The organism is Glutamicibacter sp. AOP38-B1-38 (assembly GCF_052377485.1).
Taxonomy (GTDB): Bacteria; Actinomycetota; Actinomycetes; order Actinomycetales; family Micrococcaceae; genus Glutamicibacter.
The window spans coordinates 17,233-34,796 of the sequence record NZ_JBQSWU010000032.1; the positions used below are offsets into that span (position 1 = coordinate 17,233).

A 17,564-nucleotide genomic window follows, 5' to 3' on the forward strand; every position below is an offset into this window, starting at 1 on the left:
GATCATGCGCCAGCGCCGCTCATTTGAATTAGGGCCGCAGCTTTTGCCGGGAGGCTGGGGCACTTGATGGCGTGACAAGTTGCTTCTAGGCAATAATCTTGGAAGGTGAGCAACTTCTGGGAAGAACCCCAACCACAGTACAACGTCGCTATAGTTGGCGCTGGCCCGCGCGGTACCAGCGTCATCGAACGCCTAGCTAAGCTGGCCGTCAAGATGCCCAAGCTGGCTACCTTGGTACGCGTAACGGTGTTCGACCCGTACCGCCCGGGATCTGGGCATGTTTGGAATCCAAAACAGTCGCCACACTTCCTGATGAACACCCCTGCCTCATTTCCTACGGTAGCTCCCGAAAGGATCGCAGCTGAGCCGGGGCTTAGCTTCCGACAGTTTGTTGAGGCCAATGGGGATGGACTCCGGCTCGAAGAGCGTCAAGCCGCCGCGCTGCGCGCCACGCAACCGGGCACCTACCCGCCACGGGCAATATACGGTCGCTACCTGGAGCACGTGTATGACTCGTGCGCTCGCGTGCTTGATGAGCATCCGAATTTCGTGTTGAACTACATCCGCGCTGAAGTGTTGGCGGTTCGCCCGCAGGAGGCTGGCTACCGACTGGATTACCGGTCCTTTGCCCAAGGAGATCCTGGCACCGGGCAATTGGAGTGCAACAGCGTGGTTTTGGCATTGGGGCATCAGAATGCTGAATTGAACCCGTGGCAAAAACAGCTGCAACGGGCAGCCGAACAAGCTGGGGCCACTTATCTGCCGCCAAACGTTCCGGCAGATGTTGACTACTCGAACTTCAAATCAGGCGAGTCGGCACTGCTGCGCGGAATGGGGCTCAATTTCTTTGACGGCATGGCCGAATTGACTAGCGGCCGCGGAGGAATTTTTAAAGAAGTGAGCCAAGACCCGGGACACCGATTTGAATACATTGCCTCGGGGAAGGAGCCCAAGCTGATCGCCGCTTCGCGTCGGGGAACTCCATATTGGGGGAAACCGGTAGTAGAAGAATTTATTCCAGCGGAAATCACCCTGCGTTTCTTGCACGCCGAAGAGCTGATCGGAAGGGTCGCCGAAGCTCGTCATTCGAATCCGGACGCCGCCTTGAGCTTTTCCCGCCATATCTGGCCCCAGCTGCACCGCGACATACTGTGGGTCTACTACTCAAAATGCGTCACCACCGAGGCGACCGAATCGACCGCGGACGCCAGCCGGATACTAGCTGGATTGGAACGGATCCTCGAAGCCGAACACCACGAAGGCAATCAGGTGTGGCTCAGCGAACTGCGCGACTACATTGATCAGTTCCCTCATCTGAAATGGTTGGACATTCCGGCTTTGGCCCGACCTTTTGATCAAATTGGCTTCGGTTCCCATGAGCAGTACCAGCAGGCTGTGCGCGACTATCTCGTTGGCAATGCGCAGCACAGTTCTGCCGGGCTGCGCGACCCGCTGTCCTGTGCCATCATGACGATGAATGCCGGGCGCATGGTTATTAAGGATCTGGTAACCAAGGGGATCTTGGACGAGCAATCCCGAATTGACGAAGTGCAGGCCCACTTTGAGCCGCTGGTCGAGGGCCTGTCCTCGGGGCCACCCCTGGAACGGATCGAACAGCTCCTGGCACTGTCCCGCGCAGGTCTGGTGAGCTTCATCGGGCCAGAACCCGAGTTCGGTTTCGACGATGTGGGCGGGAAATTCACTGTTTCCTCGCCGTGGGTAGATACCGAGATCTATGGAGCGAAGGTCTTGTGCGAAGCGATGATGCCCAGCAACCGGGTACTGCAGAACAACACCCCACTAATGACCCAACTGCTAGCAGACAAGGTAGCCCGTGCACATACCTGGCGCAATGCCGAAGGCGAACTGATGGCGGGATCCGGATTCGACGTGGTGGGCGAGCCCTACCGGCTGATCAACGCAGACGGTCTGCCCCATCGCGGAATCTTCGTGCTCGGCTTGCAGCTTTCTTCGGCACAGTGGGGCACTGCAATTGCGGCCCAGGCCGGAGACCCGACGCACCCGGCCGCGCGAACCTTGCACGATGCGGAGCAGGTGGTCATCGAGATTGCCCGCATGGCGGGAGTCAATCTGGAGGAACTATTGGCGGGTAGCTCAAAATAAGAAAGTCTGGGGCAGTAGATCAATTGATCTACTGCCCCAGACCGCAACGCGGATGGTAAGAGATTTGAAATCGTTTTACCGTCTGACAGTGGTTTGAAAACACCGGGAATACGTGGTTATTGGTCACCTTGGATCACATGAAATAAGGGGCAAATAAGACCAAATGTTCCCAAAAAGTTCCCACGAAATCACGTATGCAAGCCCTGGGAGCCCCTAAGGCCAAAAACCCCAGACTCTCGCAGAACAAAATGAACAGCACCTCTACGGCGATCCGTGCGAGCCCCCGGGGAGGGGGATGGTGGCCGGGGCCTTGTGCGTTGCTGTGCTTTGATCTGGGCGTGTTTCGTGGTGTTTTGGTCTGTTTGGGTTGCGGTTTTTTGCTGTTTGCTTGTGGAGCTTCGGCATTTACTGGCCTGCTCTACTTCCCTGTAATCTAGGGCTTTAAGTGTGACACTATGCCTGCTTAGCGGTAGAATTAGAGCATGAAACAACGGTTTTGCGCTGCTGGGTGTGGCAATTCGATGATGCTTTATCGTGCTGATGCTCGTGCGTGCTCTGCTAAGTGCCGCAAGCGGTTGTCTCGTGGCGCTCTGCCAGCCGAGATGATGACTCGTAAGCGTTGGGTTAGGCACACTGCAAGCAAGCGTCCTATGACTGTTGCTGGCTATCCCGCGTCTTCTACTAACCCATTCACTTGGTCGAGCTATGAGGCCGTGAGCGCGTCGCCTGTGGGTGCTGGCAGTGGGTTCGTGCTGGGGCAGGGGATCGGGTGCATCGACCTTGATCATTGCTTCGACGGTGGGGAGCTGTTGCCGTGGGCTGCTGAGCTGGTGGCTGCTAACCGTGGAACTTACATTGAGGCGAGCATGTCCGGGGAAGGGCTGCATATCTTCGGACTGCTAGCTGAGTCACCGGGTTATAAGATCCGGGACGGTCGCAACATTGAGGTGTATTCCTCACGCCGGTATATCGCTGTGACTGGTGCCAGGTTCAAGGGTGCGCCTAATGTGTTGGCTCCACTGGTTGCACCTGGGCGCAAGTAAGCCCCCGTGGAAACCAAGTAAACACGGGGGCTTAGTTGCTGGTGCAGGTAAGTCTTTAGGCCGAAATTGAGCTAAAAACCTTCGTTACCTTCGTTCCCGCGCTCCGATGCGCTGGATGCGGGTGACGTTGACACCTTCCCTACCTATACGGTGAGGGAAATCTTTTGGATGGCCAGCGGCTGCGGGAACACGAAACCTACTCGCATGGTTGACTTCACGGCTACCAGGTCACTGGTGAAGAATGCGCTGCGGTCAACGTCGAGGGTGACATTCTTTCGGATGACCACGTAGGCCGCGTCTGCTGGGATGCCCCACACGGTGCCAGGGGTAACAGCGGTGGATACGGTCAGCGGGATGCCGTTGACGATGCGGCGGCTAGGTGCGGTTGGATCTGGCTGCAACAGGTTGCGGTTAGATCCGGTGCCTTCCTTGACCTTGGCCAGTGCGAGCGCGTCAGCGGGGTTGGCTACCCATGCGGTGATGGTTGAGCCCTGGGCTTCGGCTTGGAACTGGGCTTCGGTGAACGGGTCGATACCAGTAAAGGCGGTGCCAGCGTCAACGGTGCCGGTGGTCTGATCTTCTAGACCTTTGGGCTGGTTGGTGTCAGTGCCCTGTGCCCCGAAGAACGCGCTATCTACTTTGCGCGCAATGTCACGGGCTAGTCCGTTGCCTACCATTGTGGCGGCTTCGGGGGTGGCATCTTCGGCTAGCTCAACGCTGATGATGGTAAGCCCGGCGATCTTGTTGAAGCCGGTGCTTGCTTCACCAAGGGTCATGTCCGAAATGTCAATTTCTTCACCTTCGCCAGTCCATGCGGCTGCTGGGTCGGTGTTGACGGTCGGGATGCGGAAGAAGTTAGCGCCGGTAGAAACGTTGGATGCTACGGCGATTGCTGCCGATGCTTCTTCTACGGGCTTGATGATCAAAGCGCCTGCTTCTTCGGGCAGGAAGGCTTTGTTTGCGTTGGTGGTGAGTGTAGCCATTTTAAGTTCGTCCTCTCTGAGACGGGGTAACAAGAATGTTGTGTTCCGGGTGCCTGCTGGCGTGCCCTGGGTGCCCCGTCTGGGACGAAATAAACGGTGCAGGTATTTTTCCCTACTGGGATTAGTACCTACACCGTTTAGTTTACCTGATTTATCGTTTCAAAGCATTCTTCCATGATGGTGCGGATGGTAGTCGACCACGGTCGCCGGCGGCGCGGGCGAGGGATGCGTTGCCACCGCCTGATTCTTTGAAGAGGTAGGCGCGGGTCTTGTGCAGTTCGGTAATCGAGACGTTGATCTTGTCCTGGTCGATTAGTCCGTCTTCGGTGAGAACGTCCTCGAGTTTTATGCCACCGATTTCGAATAGGTCTGCCGGGTTGTGCAACTTTTGTGCAGCGGATTCGATGACGCGGGTTGCTTCAACGTTCAGCATGGCGTTCAGCCGGGTTTGCAGGGTGTCGCGTTCGGCTTCGGCTTGCTGTGCACGGAGACGATATTTCTTAGCTTCGGGGATTGCCTTGCCGTCCTCCTGCTGGCCTTCCTGCTCCTGCTCGGTGCCTTCCGGGGGCGTAGTTCCCTCGGCAGTCTGCTGTGGCTCCTGCTCGGTGCTGGTGCCCTGCTGGCCGTCTTGCGCGGTGGTGGTGCTGGCGGTGTTGGTTTCTGTGCTCATAGGGTTACTCATTTTCTGTTAGTAGTTTGGCAATTTCGTCAGGGTTGAATCCTGCTACTGTCCGGTGCCAGCCTTTATCGGAGCTGGCCACGATGGTTCGAGGGTGGTCTTCGGGGGCGAAGTTCGGTAGCCAATCGGGGGCAATGGTGAGCGTGTAAAGCCATTCGACCATGCTCATTTTCCGACTGAATTTCCTACGTCGCTTCAAACGCTGATAGTCGGCGTACCGGGTGGCGGAATCATTCTGATATTCGCCGCACAATGCCTTGTGCCGAAAGTGGAAGTTCCACATCCAAGGGCCGGAACATTTGTGACAGACCCATTCGGCTACTGGTGCGATTCGATCGAGCTCAACGGGGGGCTGGTAGGCACTAAGGGACCAGTGAGGTGCAGTCATTGCCGGTTCTCCCGTTCTTCCACTTTGGCGGCTTGCTCGCGGAGTATTGCTGCGATTTCTTTGGGGTCGTCGGACATGATTTGCACTTCGAGGTAACCGGGGGCATATCGTACGTAGCTTGGCATTAGTTGTTTTCCTTTGAAGGTTGCTCTAGGCGTTCTGCGAGGTCGTGCAGCCGGTCGGCCATCGTTCGAGCTTCATCTGCGGTGAGATGAGCTAGGACGGTGCCCCGGTGAAGTAGGCCGATACCTGGGGTGCGTTCTTGTGTTCCACTGTCTACCCAAACGTAGGGGCGTACTTTGGCTTGTGGTCGAAATCCTGGGCGGTGACTCATGAGGTTAGTCCTCCTGTTCGAGGTGGTCTGCAATATTCCGAAGATTGGAACGTAGGTTATTCAGCTCGTGAGCTGTAGTTAATTCGGCTCTAGGGTCATCTGGGAGGTAGAGCAGATCCGCTGCACGGTTGAGCGCCTGCGCAACTGCGGTCTGGTCGTAGGGGTCGATCATGCGGTTTTTCCCTCTCTGATTTCGGTGCAGGTGTAGCACTCGGTTATGTCCTCGGTACCGTGGAGCGGACAAGTTGCCGGGTTATCATTTGGCGAAGGACTCACCCAAGGACTCGAAGAACTCATGTTCTGAGAGCGTGAGTCCTTTGGGTTCTTCGTGAGTCCTTGGTCTGGCACATCATCAATTGCCCAGACCCAACCGCCACCAAATCCACTTTTGCGAGAAGCAATTTTCGGAGACTTGGAACGCTGCCGAGCGTTCTTGAGCTCTTTGTCCGTGAAGCCTTGAGCACGTCCTGCTTTGAGAACATCCCCGGCTTTGGCTTCCCAGACCTCGTTCTGCTTGATGAAGTCGATAACGAATGATTGGGCAACATTTCGGTCATCCAAATCTTCGTCATCCCCATTGGCCCGGCTGATAAGATCCCCAACGGTTTGGTCTGTTTCGCCAAGGAAATTGACTCGGGCGACACTGGCCGTCTCTCCGTCATCAGTGGTCACTTCTACCGATTCCAGAGTGAACTTGTAAGACCCCTTAGATTCCCCGTAGTTGTTCTTGTCCTGGCTGAAAACGCGCTCCCCCGATTCTTCATCTGTGGCGAAGGCGAGGTAAGACCGGGTGAGGTCGCGCCATGCGTGCGAGCCGGATAATCCCCCACTGACTGAGCCGCCGCCCTTGTTGAAGTGGTTTATAAGAATCAATGCGATTTCAAGCCGTTGAGCCAAGGCAATGAGTGGTTCATACGACTGGCGAACATCTTGAACTTTATTCATGTCGCCGTGCATCAGCGAAGGGGCCGGATCGACTACTAGAACCTTCGCCCCTGTCTCACTAATGGCCTGTTCGATCATGTCCACGTCGAGAGGAAATTTCAGTGAACGACGACTAGTGAACTCATCGAGGGTTGATTCGACTTCGATCTGATAAATACGGTCGAGGTCTGCGCCTGCTGCTTTGAGTCGTGGAACCATGACGGTATCCCAGTCATCTTCCGGCCCTATGACGATGGTTGCCATTTTCTGGCCGTGCAGGTCGCCGGGGAGCTGTCCACGGCTGGCGAGGGCGGCGAGGTGAAGCATAAAGGTTGTCTTACCTTCACCGCCCTTTCCTGCAACTATGGTTGCCGTACCTAACGGGATGACACCGTGGCCTGTGAATGGCTCCCAGAACCATTTCTGGCGGCGAGTCTTGATCAGGCTGGCCGGTGTGAGAAGTACTCGTTTTGTAGGCAACTTGTCGGTCATTGCTATGTGCCCTCCTAGATTTTTGCGATGGATCGGGGCAGATCCACAAGGGGAATTGGTTTGGTTGGTCGGAGCCGTTGACGTGCTGCGTGAATATCTACCGCGTCACGGGCTGATTTGGCTGCTGCCCTGGTGAATGCGTCCTGCGCTTCACGGTCGGCCTCGTCGGTTTCATGCACGCCGTCTTTGAAGCCGTGGCGGTAGCCCTGTTTGTAGCCGTGCATCATGCCCTGGTGGAACGCTTCGGAGTTGAGGGATTGCCAGTACTCAGTCACCTGGTGCACCGCCTACGGGTATCAGCTTGCATAGGATTAGCTGGGCTGATTGTCCGCGCTCTACGGCTCTATCTACGGCACGCTGGGCACTGGGCAGGTTGTAGTAGGCACGGCGGCGGTAGTGGATACTGTCGGGAGTTTCGATCTCTACAACAACCATGTGCACGCCGGTAAGTAGTGCTTCGGGGCTAATGCGCAATTGGTGCCCCTAACGCGTGTGCGAGCAACTGGGGTACTGCGATAAGTCCGAAGAGGATTGTGCTGTAGAACGCGGTTTGCACTGTGCTCTGAATGGCTTTACGCATTGGTGGACCAGCTTTTGATTTCCTCGGCGTGAAGTTCTTGGTAGGCCGCGAACGCGGCTACCGCGTCGATCTTGTGGGTATCGCACCAGACTGCAATTTCGGTGACGGTGTGATGTTCAGGGTTGGCACGGGGCACAGGGTGAGCGGTCATCACTTCCACCGCGTGCGCCTGGTCGATATTGGCTAGGACCTTTTCCACCATTTCGGGGAGAGCTTCCAGCTGTTCGCGGGTCCATGCTTTTGCAACGTATTCGGCATCGTCCGCGGCGCTGTCGAAGCCGTAGTTTGAAACATCGAAGGTTATGCCGTTCCGTGGTGACCAGTGGCTGTTAACTTGTGTGCCGGTGGAGTCCGTGAGGTGAACGTCGGGGCCGGCATATACGGAGCCTTCAATCTCGCAATTGTCCTCAGTGTTGAGGTCGTCGGGGGTGCAGCCCATTCCGCAGGTGCAGAAGTATTCCCGCTTGAATCCTGCTGGAGCCTGGGGGATGTTGATAACATTGTGCATAACTGATTCCTTTTCTGATGGAATTTCGGTTGAGACCGTGGTGTGTTCTTTGGCGAGAGCACCACGGTCTTTTTCTGTCTTCGGGGCGATGGTCATTAGGTGCGATCCTTAGTGTTTTCTTCGATCCAATTTTTTAGGTCTGACTCGGCGTAACGCACGCTCTTACCTGCTTTGATGAACTTCGGGCCATTGCCCATGTAACGCTCATTTGCGGCGGTTCCCTTGGAGATGCCGCGCCATGCGCAGTATTCGTCAACGGTGAGCAACCGCTCTAAGCCTGTGACGGACATTGTTCCCCCTGATGATTTAGTGAATATCACTGACAGGAACAATCATTAATCATCAACGCTGTTAATGTCAAACCACTGGGGAACATGTACGATATTCCCATGAGTGATATTGAAGAAAAGGGGCAAGAACCTGAGGCTACCTACGTTCGATTTGGTGAGATTGTCCGAAGTCTTAGAGTTAAAGCAGGTTTGACTCAGACGGAGTTATCCAAGGCTTTAGTGAACTTTGGGCTAGATATGCGACAAAACACGATCACCAAACTTGAAAAAGGCGCTAGGCCGAGCACGTTGAAAGAGTGCATAGCCCTTGCGCAAGCACTGGGGTTGCAACCAGCGGAGCTATTTCAGCAGGCGTTTCCGGCAACCGCTCAACATTCGAACGAGTTTCAAAGATTGCTCGCAAAAGAAGCGCAACTAGATCGAGAGCTTGATGAAGTGGAGCTGCAAGTCTCAAGGACTGCGGACAAGCTAGAAGCGCTCAGGCTTGCACACTCAAAACTTGTGAATGAGATTTGGCAAGTACGACAAGAAATTTCGAACCTACCGGATTCTTCAAATGGCAACGGTTGAGAAGTACGAGACTAAAGCCGGTATCAGGTACCTGGTGCAGTATCGGAAACCGGATCGTACACAGACGAAAAAACGGGGCTTCAAAACTAAGCGTGACGCGGAACTTTTCAAGGCCACTGTTGAGGTGTCTAAAGCGCGTGGCGAGTACATAGACCCGAAGTTGGCAAACGTGACTGTTGCCGAGCTGGGGCCGTCATGGGTTGAACGCAAGCAGCACTTGAAACCTTCATCGTTCCGACCAACTGAAACCGCGTGGAGACTCCATGTTCAGCCGGTTTGGGGTAAGCGGGTAATCTCCGGGATTCCACACACTGAGGTGCAAGCGTGGGTTACCAAATTGTCGGTAGGGGATGACAAGGCTAAGCCGCCGGTCAAGCCAAAGTCAGCGACAACCGTTATTCGCGCTTATGGTGTCCTAGCTGGAATCCTTGATGACGCGGTAAAGGATCGACGGATGCTGGCCAATCCTGCGCGTGGGGTCAATCTGCCACGGAAAAAGAAGAAGGCTCACGTCTATCTGAGCCATGATGACGTGTCCAAGTTGGCCGATAACTCTAGGTACCCTCTGCTGGTGCGCGTGTTGGCTTACTGTGGTCTGCGCTGGGGTGAAGCCGTGGCCCTGCGTATCAAAGATGTGGATCTGATAAAGCGCCGGCTACGCGTCGATCAAAACGCGGTCAGGGTTGATGGGAAAATATTTGTCGGCACACCAAAAGGCCATGAACGGCGTAGCGTTCCATATCCTGCGTTCTTGTCAGCGGCTATTCTCAAGGCTTGCAAAGACAAGCATCCCGATGACCTATTGTTCCCCGATGGCAACGGCTACTACATGCGACCACCACACACAGGCCGAAACCGAGTGTCCTGGTTGGATGCAGCAGTGAACGCCGCCAGAGTTTCCAGAGTGACACCACACGACTTGCGGCACACCTTCGCGAGCTTCGCCGTGAGCGCCGGAGCCAACGTCAAAGTCCTGCAGAAAATGATGGGCCACGCGTCCGCAGCCATGACACTGGATGTGTATGCAGAACTGTTTGATGACGATATGGATGCAGTAGCAATAGCCCTAGATAACGTCGTATCAAAATAGGATGTTCCCAAAAAGTTCCCGAACACTGGGGGATGGAAACGAAAAAGCCCCTTACTTCCCAGTGTTTACAAGGAAATAAGGGGCTTCATAATCGCGGATGGTAAGAGATTTGAACTCTTGGTACGGGGTTACCGCACACTGGTTTTCAAGACCAGCTCCTTAGGCCGCTCGGACAACCATCCAACCCGAAAAACTATACGCTATGAGTAAGCCAAGAAGGGAATCGACATACATGAGTGACACGATGCAGGCCTACATCTACGCCGGCGCAGGGGGACCAGAGGTGCTTAAAGCACAGGCTCGCCCAATCCCGGAAACAGCAGATCATGAAGTACTGATTGAGGTTACTGCCTTCGGCCTGAACCGGGCAGATGTCCAGCAGTGCAAGGGTGTTTACCCGCCACCTGCCGGTGCCAGCGACATCCCAGGGCTGGAAGTTTCCGGAACCATCGCCAAGGTCGGCAAGCAGGTCACCGAATGGAACGTTGGAGACCGCGTGGCAGCTTTGCTTGCAGGAGGAGGCTACGCCCAGTACGTCAATGTTGAATCCTCACATGTGCTGGCAGTCCCTGCCCAGATGGATCTAGTCGAAGCTGCGGGGCTCCCCGAGGTGGCCGCTACCGTCGTCTCAAATATCTTCCTTGAGGGAGCGCTCAAGGATGGAGAAACGATTCTGGTCCATGGCGGCTCCGGTGGAATCGGATCTATGGCAATCCAGCTGGCGAAGGCCGCCGGCGCGACAGTGATTGTCACCGCTTCGTCTGAAGACAAGATCGCCTACTGCAAATCGCTGGGCGCTGATGAGGGGATCAACTATCGCGAAGAAGATGTGCTGGAACGGGTTCGCGAATTGACCGCGGCCAAAGGTGTTGACCTGATCTTGGACGTGGTTGGTGCGAAGTATCTGGCGATGAACGTGAAGGCGCTCGCCGTGGGCGGCCGCATGGTCGTCATTGGTTTGCAAGGCGGCGCCAAGGCGGAACTGGATTTGCGCATGCTGATGTCTAAGCGTGCCAGGGTTATCGGCACCACGTTGCGTGCTCGTCCGGCGAACGAAAAGACCGTAATCGTCGAGGAAACTTCAAAACGTATTGAACCGTTGCTGGCAGAGGGGAAACTCAGTCTGAACGTCACCAAGATTTATTCTTTCGAAGCCCTCGTCTCGGCGCATGAACATTTTGATTCGGGGACGCATCTGGGAAAAATTGTCGTGCGGGCTTGATTTATCCATACCTCCTTCGCGTAAAGTGACCCGTGGTATTACCACGTGACTCGTTCCACAGGAACTAGTTATCCACATCACTTGAAAGATTCCGAGGAGGCTACTCCCAGTGAGTACCCAAGAAGCCCTGCCGCCGGCGGGCGTGGACCCAGAGATTGTCGAACGCGAAGATAAGCGGTGGACTCCGTTGCGCATCGCAGTCTGGGTTGTCATTGCATTGATCGGCGGCGTGGCTTGGTCCATGCTCGCATTCTCCCGCGGTGAAACCATCAACGCGATCTGGTTCGTTTTCGCCGCGGTGGCGACGTACCTGATCGCTTACCGGTTCTATGCGAAGTTCATTGAGCGCAAGATCGCCAAGCCGGATGATTTCCGGGCCACTCCCGGCGAGTATATGAATAACGGCCGAGACTTTGTGCCAACCGATCGACGTGTGCTTTTTGGGCACCACTTCGCGGCAATCGCTGGAGCCGGGCCGCTAGTTGGGCCGATCCTCGCAGCGCAGATGGGCTACCTACCGGGAACCATCTGGATCATCCTCGGTGTAGTTCTGGCCGGGGCGGTGCAAGACTACTTGGTCTTGTTCTTCTCGATGCGCCGTGGTGGGCGTTCGCTGGGCCAGATGGCCCGTGAAGAGCTGGGCCTGATTGGTGGCACCGCGGCGTTGATTGCGACTCTTGCCATCATGATCATCATCGTTGCCATCTTGGCGCTGGTGGTTGTCAACGCGCTGGGGGAATCCGCCTGGGGCATCTATTCGGTGGGTCTGACGATCCCGATCGCGCTGTTCATGGGGATCTATCTGCGCTTTATCCGCCCAGGCAAGGTACTGGAAATTTCGGTCATCGGCTTCGCGCTATTGATGTTCGCTATCATCTCTGGCCGTTGGATCGCCGAATCGGCGTGGGGTGCTGAGTTCTTCCACATGGAACGCACCACCATTGCATGGGCGATCATTGTTTACGGTGTCATCGCTGCGGTACTTCCGGTCTGGCTGTTGCTTGCGCCGCGCGACTACCTGTCGACCTTCATGAAGATCGGTGTGATTGGACTGCTGGCCGTGGCCATCGTCGTCGTCCGGCCGGAGATCAGTACCCCGGCCTTCTCCGAGTACGCCTCACGTTCAGACGGTCCGGTCGTCTCCGGTTCACTGTTCCCATTCTTATTTGTCACCATCGCTTGTGGTGCGCTCTCCGGCTTCCATGCGCTCATCGCCTCGGGAACCACCCCGAAGCTGGTCGAGAAGGAACGCCAGACCCGCTTCCTGGGTTACGGCGGCATGCTCATGGAGTCCATGGTGGCCATCATGGCATTGGTTGCGGCGATCTCCATTGATCGCGGCATCTACTTCGCGATGAACTCCTCCGCAGCCGCGACCGGTGGCACCGTGGAGACCGCGGTGGCCTTTGTGAACTCCTTGGGACTAGCCGGCGTGGACCTAGTTCCAAGCCAGCTGACCGAGCTGGCGGCCAACGTGGGCGAACCATCGGTGGTTTCGCGAACCGGTGGCGCTCCAACGCTAGCGGTCGGCATTGCGGTGATCATGAATCAGTGGTTCGGTGGCGTCGCCATGATGGGCTTCTGGTACCACTTCGCGATCATGTTCGAAGCACTGTTCATTCTGACCGCGGTAGATGCCGGGACACGCGTGGCTCGCTTCATGCTGCAGGACGCTATCGGTAACTTCGTTCCAAAGTTTAAGGACACCTCGTGGCGCCCCGGAGCCTGGATATGTACGTTACTTATGGTGGCCGGATGGGGTTACATTCTCATTCTCGGAGTCACCGACCCCCTTGGCGGCATCAATACGTTCTTCCCGCTGTTCGGTATCTCCAACCAGTTGCTTGCTGCTATAGCTTTGGCGGTGGTCATGACGATTGTCGCCAAGCGCGGTAACTTCAAGCACCTGTGGGTCATTGTGCTCCCGCTGGCGTTCGCCGTCGTGGTCACCTTCGTCGCCTCGTGGCAGAAGATTTTCTCCACGAACACCAAGGTTGGCTACTTCGCAAACCACAACGCGTTCAAGGAAGCCTTGGCCAACGGTGAGACTTCCTTCGGTTCTGCAAACGGCGTTGAAGCCATGGAAGCCGTCGTGCGCAATACCGGTGTGCAGGGCTGGCTTTCGGTGATCTTCCTGGTGCTATCGGTCATCGTGATCGCCGCGGCGGTAGCCGAAACCGTCAAGGCGAAGTCCCATGGCGGCGGAAAAGACACCGAGGACCCATACACGGAATCGAAGATCTTCGCTGCACAAGGCCTGATCTCCTCGCCCGCAGAAAAGGCGCTCGAAACTCAGTGGAAGAACGTTCCAGTAAGCCAACGCGTGAGCCGTGGCGGACATTAAAATGGAAAAACTTCGCGAAAAGCTCGGCCAAGCTAGACGTTTCATGGAAGGCGTGCTCGGTGCAGATAAGTACCGGCACTACCTGGAGCACTTGGCTGATACCCATCCCGAAGCCGAACCGATGACGGAACGCGAGTTTTGGCGCGAATACACCAACTGGCAAGAGCGCAACCCGCAAGGTCGCTGCTGCTAATTGGAGGGTGACACGAAGGAGCCTTGGAACTGGATTTCGAGTTCCAAGGCTCCTTTTCACGTCAAGCGAAGCCACGAAGCTGGGGAGTTTTGAGCAGCGACCGGTAGTCTGGTACTAGTCATTTCGTAGCGACCTAGCAAAAAAGAGTGTGATGGGTTTTTTCTCGCGTCTGCGCGAACAACGCGCAACAAACCGTGACCTTGGGCAAGGCGTATGGCGCCGCGCCCATGACAGGTTCGTGCGCTCTTTGGACCGCGTTTTTCAGGTCTTAGAAGGAATCGAAGACAACGACCTGTATAACGAGGTAGTTACGCGAGCTAATGAGCTGGCAGATCTGCTCCCGCAGGTGCGTCAGCTGTGCATCGATGCCCAGCGGGTGACGCCAAGCGATGACGAGCACATTCCGCAATCCACCTCCAAGGTGCACCGAGCGCTGACCAAGTCAGCCAACGACTTAGCCGCGACGGCTCAGGCAATCGCGATGATGCGAATGCAGGCCAAAGGTGGAGCGGAAAACAATATGCAACCGATTGAACACCGTGCACAGATCGTCAAAGACGACATTTCGCACGCAGCCAAAATGCTGGCTGACTTGAGCTGAACCGTTAAAATATGGTGCCTTTCACCTCAAAGTCCGCTCCGATGCACTAAATTAGTTGCATGATCCAAACTATTCCACAATCTAATTTCCACGATGGCAACTGCATCGACCAGATCGGTTACGGCGTCTGGAAGGTATCCGATGCCGATGCTGAGATCGCAGTTGGCAAGGCGCTGAAAGCCGGATACCGCCATATCGATACAGCCCGTATCTACGGCAACGAAGAAGGCGTGGGGCGCGCAATCGCCAACAGCGGCATTCCGCGTGGCGAAATCTTCGTGACCACTAAAGTCTGGAATTCCGACCAGGGCTACGACAAGACATTGGCGGCGGCCGAAGCTTCCCTCGAACGTTTGGGAATGAACCACGTGGATCTTTACCTGATTCACTGGCTGCAGCCTCAGCGCGGCACCTATGTGGACACGTGGAAGGCCCTGATTCAGCTACAGAAAGATGAAAAGGCGACCTCTATCGGCGTCTGCAACTTCACCATTGAGGCCATGGAAGAGCTCTATGAGCACACCGGTGTGCGTCCGGTGATCAACCAAGTTGAAACTCACCCGTACTTCCCACAGGCCGAGTTGCGCGCTTACGAAGCTAAGCATGGCATCGCCCACGAATCATGGTCTCCACTTGGCCACGGCGGTGAGCTCTTGACCGACCCGGTCATTTTAGGGATCTCCCAAAAGCATGAGGCCAGTGCCGCGCAGGTAGTCATTGCTTGGCATTTGGCTTTGGGCAACGTGGTGATTCCAAAGTCAGTCACCGATTCGCGAATCATCGAGAACCTCGAGGCAATCGAGTTGAAGCTTGATGACGAGGACCTTGCTGCGATCAATGGGTTGGATCGTGGTCCCGAGGGGCGCATCGCGGCAGATCCGGCCATCTCAGACTTCGAATAAATCCGAATCTGCAGAGCATTCAATTTTGGACCCTGGTTTCGGCAAGAACCAGGGTCCTTGCCTGCTTGAAACCAAGAGCGGTTGTCGAGATCCTCACTAGACTGAGATCGGCGCCGAATACCCCCGCTGAGGCGAAACGCCGTCAGGCGTTCGGCGCAAGGCAGATTCTCACTTCATCGGGTGCCGAAGCCGCAACTTCCAGACGGTGCGGTTCCCCGGTAAACATGATCGGCCCAGGATGGCTTATGGCGCCCGGGCAAGCCGGTAAAGCGCGGGATGTCCGTCGCCCATGGCTGAAGTCCCAATCGTGCTCGTTCGCTCGGCGCTATTTTTTTTGAGGCGTCTGACGAACGATGGCATCAGAACTCCTCGCAGCCGACAGCTGAAGCTATGCGCATCGAACTGTGCGCAGGCTTATCTCGTATTTGGTTGACTAAGCACGTGTTCACGTCGGATGTCCGCGCATAGCGCTTTTCCTGCAAGATCGCGGGGCTGCGAATTAGGCTCCCGTGAGCGTGCCCGTATCGCGGAGCCTGGTGACCGCCGCCTGGCTTAGATTCGTATAATCAGCGATCGGGCTTACCGCAACCCCATTGTCTAATGCCTCAAGGATCGAATTTTCGAACTCTGCGATGCTCTGCTGGGCGTCTGCCAATTCGGATTCGGCTAGTTCGGCGTTTCCTTGGGAGGCACGCTGCAAGTGTGCCTGCACCGCCAACATTGACCGTGTAGCGGCTTGAATCCGCGTCCAGTCATATCCCGCTGCCGGGGGCGCATCGTTGCCGAAAACAATCATCCAGTCGTTCATCGAATATTCCCAACCGGGGGAAACCTGAGTTCCCCGCTCTTTGAAATGGACCCTACCTTCGTGAATAAACGGTGTCGATGTGTGACCGTTCAGCCGAGGTGAGAAGAGGCGAAGTTGAATCTAGAGAGGCCGGCCTTGGCGCTTTGCTTAACGTTTACTTGTGTAGGCAGGTTCATCGCCAGCGATTATCCGAAGTAGTTTAGGGTAAAAGATGCATGATTGATTATCATTGCAGCGATCAGAATAGAAAAATTAAGGATGACTTATTGCCTATGAAAAAACCGGGATATGACACCCTGATCTATTTTTGGTTGAGCATCGCGCTGAGTTTCTTAGGATTCTTCCTGCAGTTCTTCGGGGCTCAGGTGGCATTTCGAGACGGGGATCCTAATCCCATGGCGCTTTCACCATTCGGGATCGCCTCGACTGGCTGCTTCGCATTGGCCTTCATATTTGGGCTCGTCGTCATTCATAAAACCATCGCCATGTTGATGTTTTTGGTGCAGAAGAAGCCGTGATGAGCGAGGCTCGGCGTCCCAAGACAGCGAAAAACCCCGGAAGCACACGGTAACACCGGTGTCCGGGGTTTTTCTTCACACGGACCGTGGCGGATTTGAACCGCCGACCTGCACTTAACGAGACAGACGAAAGCGACACTTAGGGCGTTTTAGCGGTTCCATGGGGCCTAGGAATCGGGCTATTTGGGCTATGAGTCTGTGGGATTTCAGTATTCACCCGGCAGCATGTGCACTTAATTGCACACACAGAGGCCGTAGCTGCCAAGATCAGGACGGTCGCTAGGCTTCGCTAGCGCGCAGCGCGAACTATGGCCGAATCCCCGGTGCTCGCATGGAATGGGCAAAGTAACTCTCTCGCTATCTGTCGCCTGACCTCGTTACACTCGTATCGAAACCTTTTGGAGGAAACCTTGTCCCGTGCAATTAAGCGTATTGTCGGCAATGTCAGTGTTCTAACTGCGCTCGTCGCTTTGGTTGCCGTGCTCGTGTTCGCTGCTACGAGCCCGTCGTTTTTGAAGAATGACGCGAAACTGACCGCCGAAGCCAACGCCGGCACACCAATAGTTCAGGCAAGAACGACACCAAAGCCGACACCTACGTCGAGTGCGACACCGAGCGAGACGGTGTATCCCACAAGTTCAGACGGTGTAACTATTCGACCGTGGGAAGATATCCAGATCGCGGGATACCTAGAGAACAACGGCGCCAACAGTTTCAAGGGCTGGTCGGAAGGAACGCCTCAGCGTGCAACGGATTATTGGGAGTCCGAGACTGAGGGTGAACTGACAATTATCGTGTCCGATGATGGCTGGACAGAAAGCGACATGGAGGATTATGCCCGGTCGTTCATGTCATTTTATGGTTGCAATTCTGATGAAGTCGAGCGGGTCACTGTTGAAACCGCTGGCGGCGACGTGAGCGTCACCAGATCAGGCTGTTAACGCGCGAAACGTGCCCCACCCAAAAAACTT

Annotated in this window: 21 protein-coding genes and 1 tRNA gene; 11 read left to right on the forward strand and 11 right to left on the reverse strand. The window is 55.6% G+C overall.

The features are described 5' to 3' along the window. The first annotated feature begins 105 nt into the window (after positions 1-105). Positions 106-2,124 (forward strand): FAD/NAD(P)-binding protein, encoded by a 2,019-nt coding sequence (locus ACT3TP_RS16130; RefSeq protein WP_444621000.1) that lies wholly within the window; start codon positions 106-108, stop codon positions 2,122-2,124. 713 nt (positions 2,125-2,837) lie between these two features. Beyond that, entirely contained in the window at positions 2,838-3,167 is a 330-nt protein-coding gene (locus ACT3TP_RS16135) for a hypothetical protein (RefSeq protein ID WP_444621001.1), read from the forward strand. Positions 3,168-3,310: 143 nt separating this feature from the next. On the opposite strand, the gene ACT3TP_RS16140 is transcribed toward ACT3TP_RS16135, so the two are convergent. The 9 genes from ACT3TP_RS16140 to ACT3TP_RS16180 all read right to left on the reverse strand — a co-directional run bounded on the left by ACT3TP_RS16140 (position 3,311) and on the right by ACT3TP_RS16180 (position 8,345). Continuing rightward, positions 3,311-4,150, reverse strand: a complete 840-nt coding sequence (locus ACT3TP_RS16140) for a phage major capsid protein (RefSeq protein WP_444621002.1) — start codon at positions 4,148-4,150, stop codon at positions 3,311-3,313. A 151-nt stretch (positions 4,151-4,301) separates the two neighbouring features. Continuing rightward, positions 4,302-4,820 carry a hypothetical protein gene (locus tag ACT3TP_RS16145; protein ID WP_444621003.1) on the reverse strand — a complete coding sequence of 173 codons (519 nt, stop codon included), beginning with the start codon at positions 4,818-4,820 and terminating at the stop codon, positions 4,302-4,304. 4 nt (positions 4,821-4,824) lie between these two features. Then, entirely contained in the window at positions 4,825-4,998 is a 174-nt protein-coding gene (locus ACT3TP_RS16150) for a hypothetical protein (RefSeq protein WP_444621004.1), read from the reverse strand. Between the two features lie 215 nt (positions 4,999-5,213). Further along, positions 5,214-5,342 carry a hypothetical protein gene (locus tag ACT3TP_RS16155; protein WP_444621006.1) on the reverse strand — a complete coding sequence of 43 codons (129 nt, stop codon included), beginning with the start codon at positions 5,340-5,342 and terminating at the stop codon, positions 5,214-5,216. 213 nt (positions 5,343-5,555) lie between these two features. Beyond that, positions 5,556-5,723 (reverse strand): hypothetical protein, encoded by a 168-nt coding sequence (locus ACT3TP_RS16160; protein ID WP_441693498.1) that lies wholly within the window; start codon positions 5,721-5,723, stop codon positions 5,556-5,558. Then, positions 5,720-6,967, reverse strand: a complete 1,248-nt coding sequence (locus ACT3TP_RS16165; RefSeq protein WP_444621007.1) for an AAA family ATPase — start codon at positions 6,965-6,967, stop codon at positions 5,720-5,722. Before ACT3TP_RS16165 ends, ACT3TP_RS16160 begins: the two co-directional genes overlap by 4 nt. Before the next feature lie 14 nt (positions 6,968-6,981). Continuing rightward, positions 6,982-7,242, reverse strand: a complete 261-nt coding sequence (locus tag ACT3TP_RS16170; RefSeq protein ID WP_444621008.1) for a hypothetical protein — start codon at positions 7,240-7,242, stop codon at positions 6,982-6,984. Positions 7,243-7,539: 297 nt separating this feature from the next. Further along, positions 7,540-8,151, reverse strand: coding sequence for a hypothetical protein (locus ACT3TP_RS16175; protein ID WP_444621009.1), 612 nt, complete (start codon positions 8,149-8,151; stop codon positions 7,540-7,542). Further along, positions 8,151-8,345 (reverse strand): helix-turn-helix transcriptional regulator, encoded by a 195-nt coding sequence (locus ACT3TP_RS16180; RefSeq protein WP_444621010.1) that lies wholly within the window; start codon positions 8,343-8,345, stop codon positions 8,151-8,153. Before ACT3TP_RS16180 ends, ACT3TP_RS16175 begins: the two co-directional genes overlap by 1 nt. A gap of 99 nt (positions 8,346-8,444) precedes the next feature. Here ACT3TP_RS16180 and ACT3TP_RS16185 point away from each other — a divergent pair, with 99 nt between their 5' ends. Both ACT3TP_RS16185 and ACT3TP_RS16190 read left to right on the forward strand, forming a co-directional pair. Beyond that, a complete protein-coding gene (locus ACT3TP_RS16185; protein WP_444621011.1) occupies positions 8,445-8,915 on the forward strand; it encodes a helix-turn-helix domain-containing protein in 471 nt (156 codons plus the stop codon). Further along, positions 8,851-10,005, forward strand: coding sequence for a tyrosine-type recombinase/integrase (locus ACT3TP_RS16190; RefSeq protein WP_444621013.1), 1,155 nt, complete (start codon positions 8,851-8,853; stop codon positions 10,003-10,005). The genes ACT3TP_RS16185 and ACT3TP_RS16190 overlap by 65 nt, the downstream gene beginning before the upstream one ends. A gap of 94 nt (positions 10,006-10,099) precedes the next feature. On the opposite strand, the gene ACT3TP_RS16195 is transcribed toward ACT3TP_RS16190, so the two are convergent. Further along, positions 10,100-10,187 (reverse strand) — tRNA-Ser (locus ACT3TP_RS16195). 62 nt (positions 10,188-10,249) lie between these two features. On the opposite strand from ACT3TP_RS16195, the gene ACT3TP_RS16200 reads away from it, so the two are divergent. The 5 genes from ACT3TP_RS16200 to ACT3TP_RS16220 all read left to right on the forward strand — a co-directional run bounded on the left by ACT3TP_RS16200 (position 10,250) and on the right by ACT3TP_RS16220 (position 15,267). Continuing rightward, positions 10,250-11,227, forward strand: a complete 978-nt coding sequence (locus ACT3TP_RS16200; protein ID WP_444621016.1) for an NAD(P)H-quinone oxidoreductase — start codon at positions 10,250-10,252, stop codon at positions 11,225-11,227. 109 nt (positions 11,228-11,336) lie between these two features. Further along, a complete protein-coding gene (locus tag ACT3TP_RS16205; protein ID WP_255248398.1) occupies positions 11,337-13,571 on the forward strand; it encodes a carbon starvation CstA family protein in 2,235 nt (744 codons plus the stop codon). A 1-nt stretch (position 13,572) separates the two neighbouring features. Then, complete coding sequence (locus ACT3TP_RS16210) at positions 13,573-13,764, forward strand: YbdD/YjiX family protein (protein WP_096285335.1); 192 nt, start codon at positions 13,573-13,575, stop codon at positions 13,762-13,764. Positions 13,765-13,915: 151 nt separating this feature from the next. After that, positions 13,916-14,365: a hypothetical protein gene (locus ACT3TP_RS16215; protein WP_096285333.1), complete on the forward strand. Its 450-nt coding sequence runs from the start codon at positions 13,916-13,918 to the stop codon at positions 14,363-14,365. A gap of 59 nt (positions 14,366-14,424) precedes the next feature. Then, positions 14,425-15,267: an aldo/keto reductase gene (locus tag ACT3TP_RS16220; protein ID WP_096285331.1), complete on the forward strand. Its 843-nt coding sequence runs from the start codon at positions 14,425-14,427 to the stop codon at positions 15,265-15,267. Between the two features lie 499 nt (positions 15,268-15,766). Here ACT3TP_RS16220 and ACT3TP_RS16225 read toward each other — a convergent pair whose 3' ends face one another. After that, positions 15,767-16,075, reverse strand: coding sequence for a hypothetical protein (locus ACT3TP_RS16225; RefSeq protein WP_096285329.1), 309 nt, complete (start codon positions 16,073-16,075; stop codon positions 15,767-15,769). A gap of 215 nt (positions 16,076-16,290) precedes the next feature. On the opposite strand from ACT3TP_RS16225, the gene ACT3TP_RS16230 reads away from it, so the two are divergent. Then, entirely contained in the window at positions 16,291-16,593 is a 303-nt protein-coding gene (locus tag ACT3TP_RS16230) for a hypothetical protein (RefSeq protein WP_141393512.1), read from the forward strand. A 410-nt stretch (positions 16,594-17,003) separates the two neighbouring features. Continuing rightward, on the forward strand, positions 17,004-17,534 hold the full coding sequence (locus tag ACT3TP_RS16235; protein WP_444621014.1) for a hypothetical protein: 531 nt from the start codon (positions 17,004-17,006) through the stop codon (positions 17,532-17,534). The last annotated feature ends 30 nt before the right edge of the window (positions 17,535-17,564 follow it).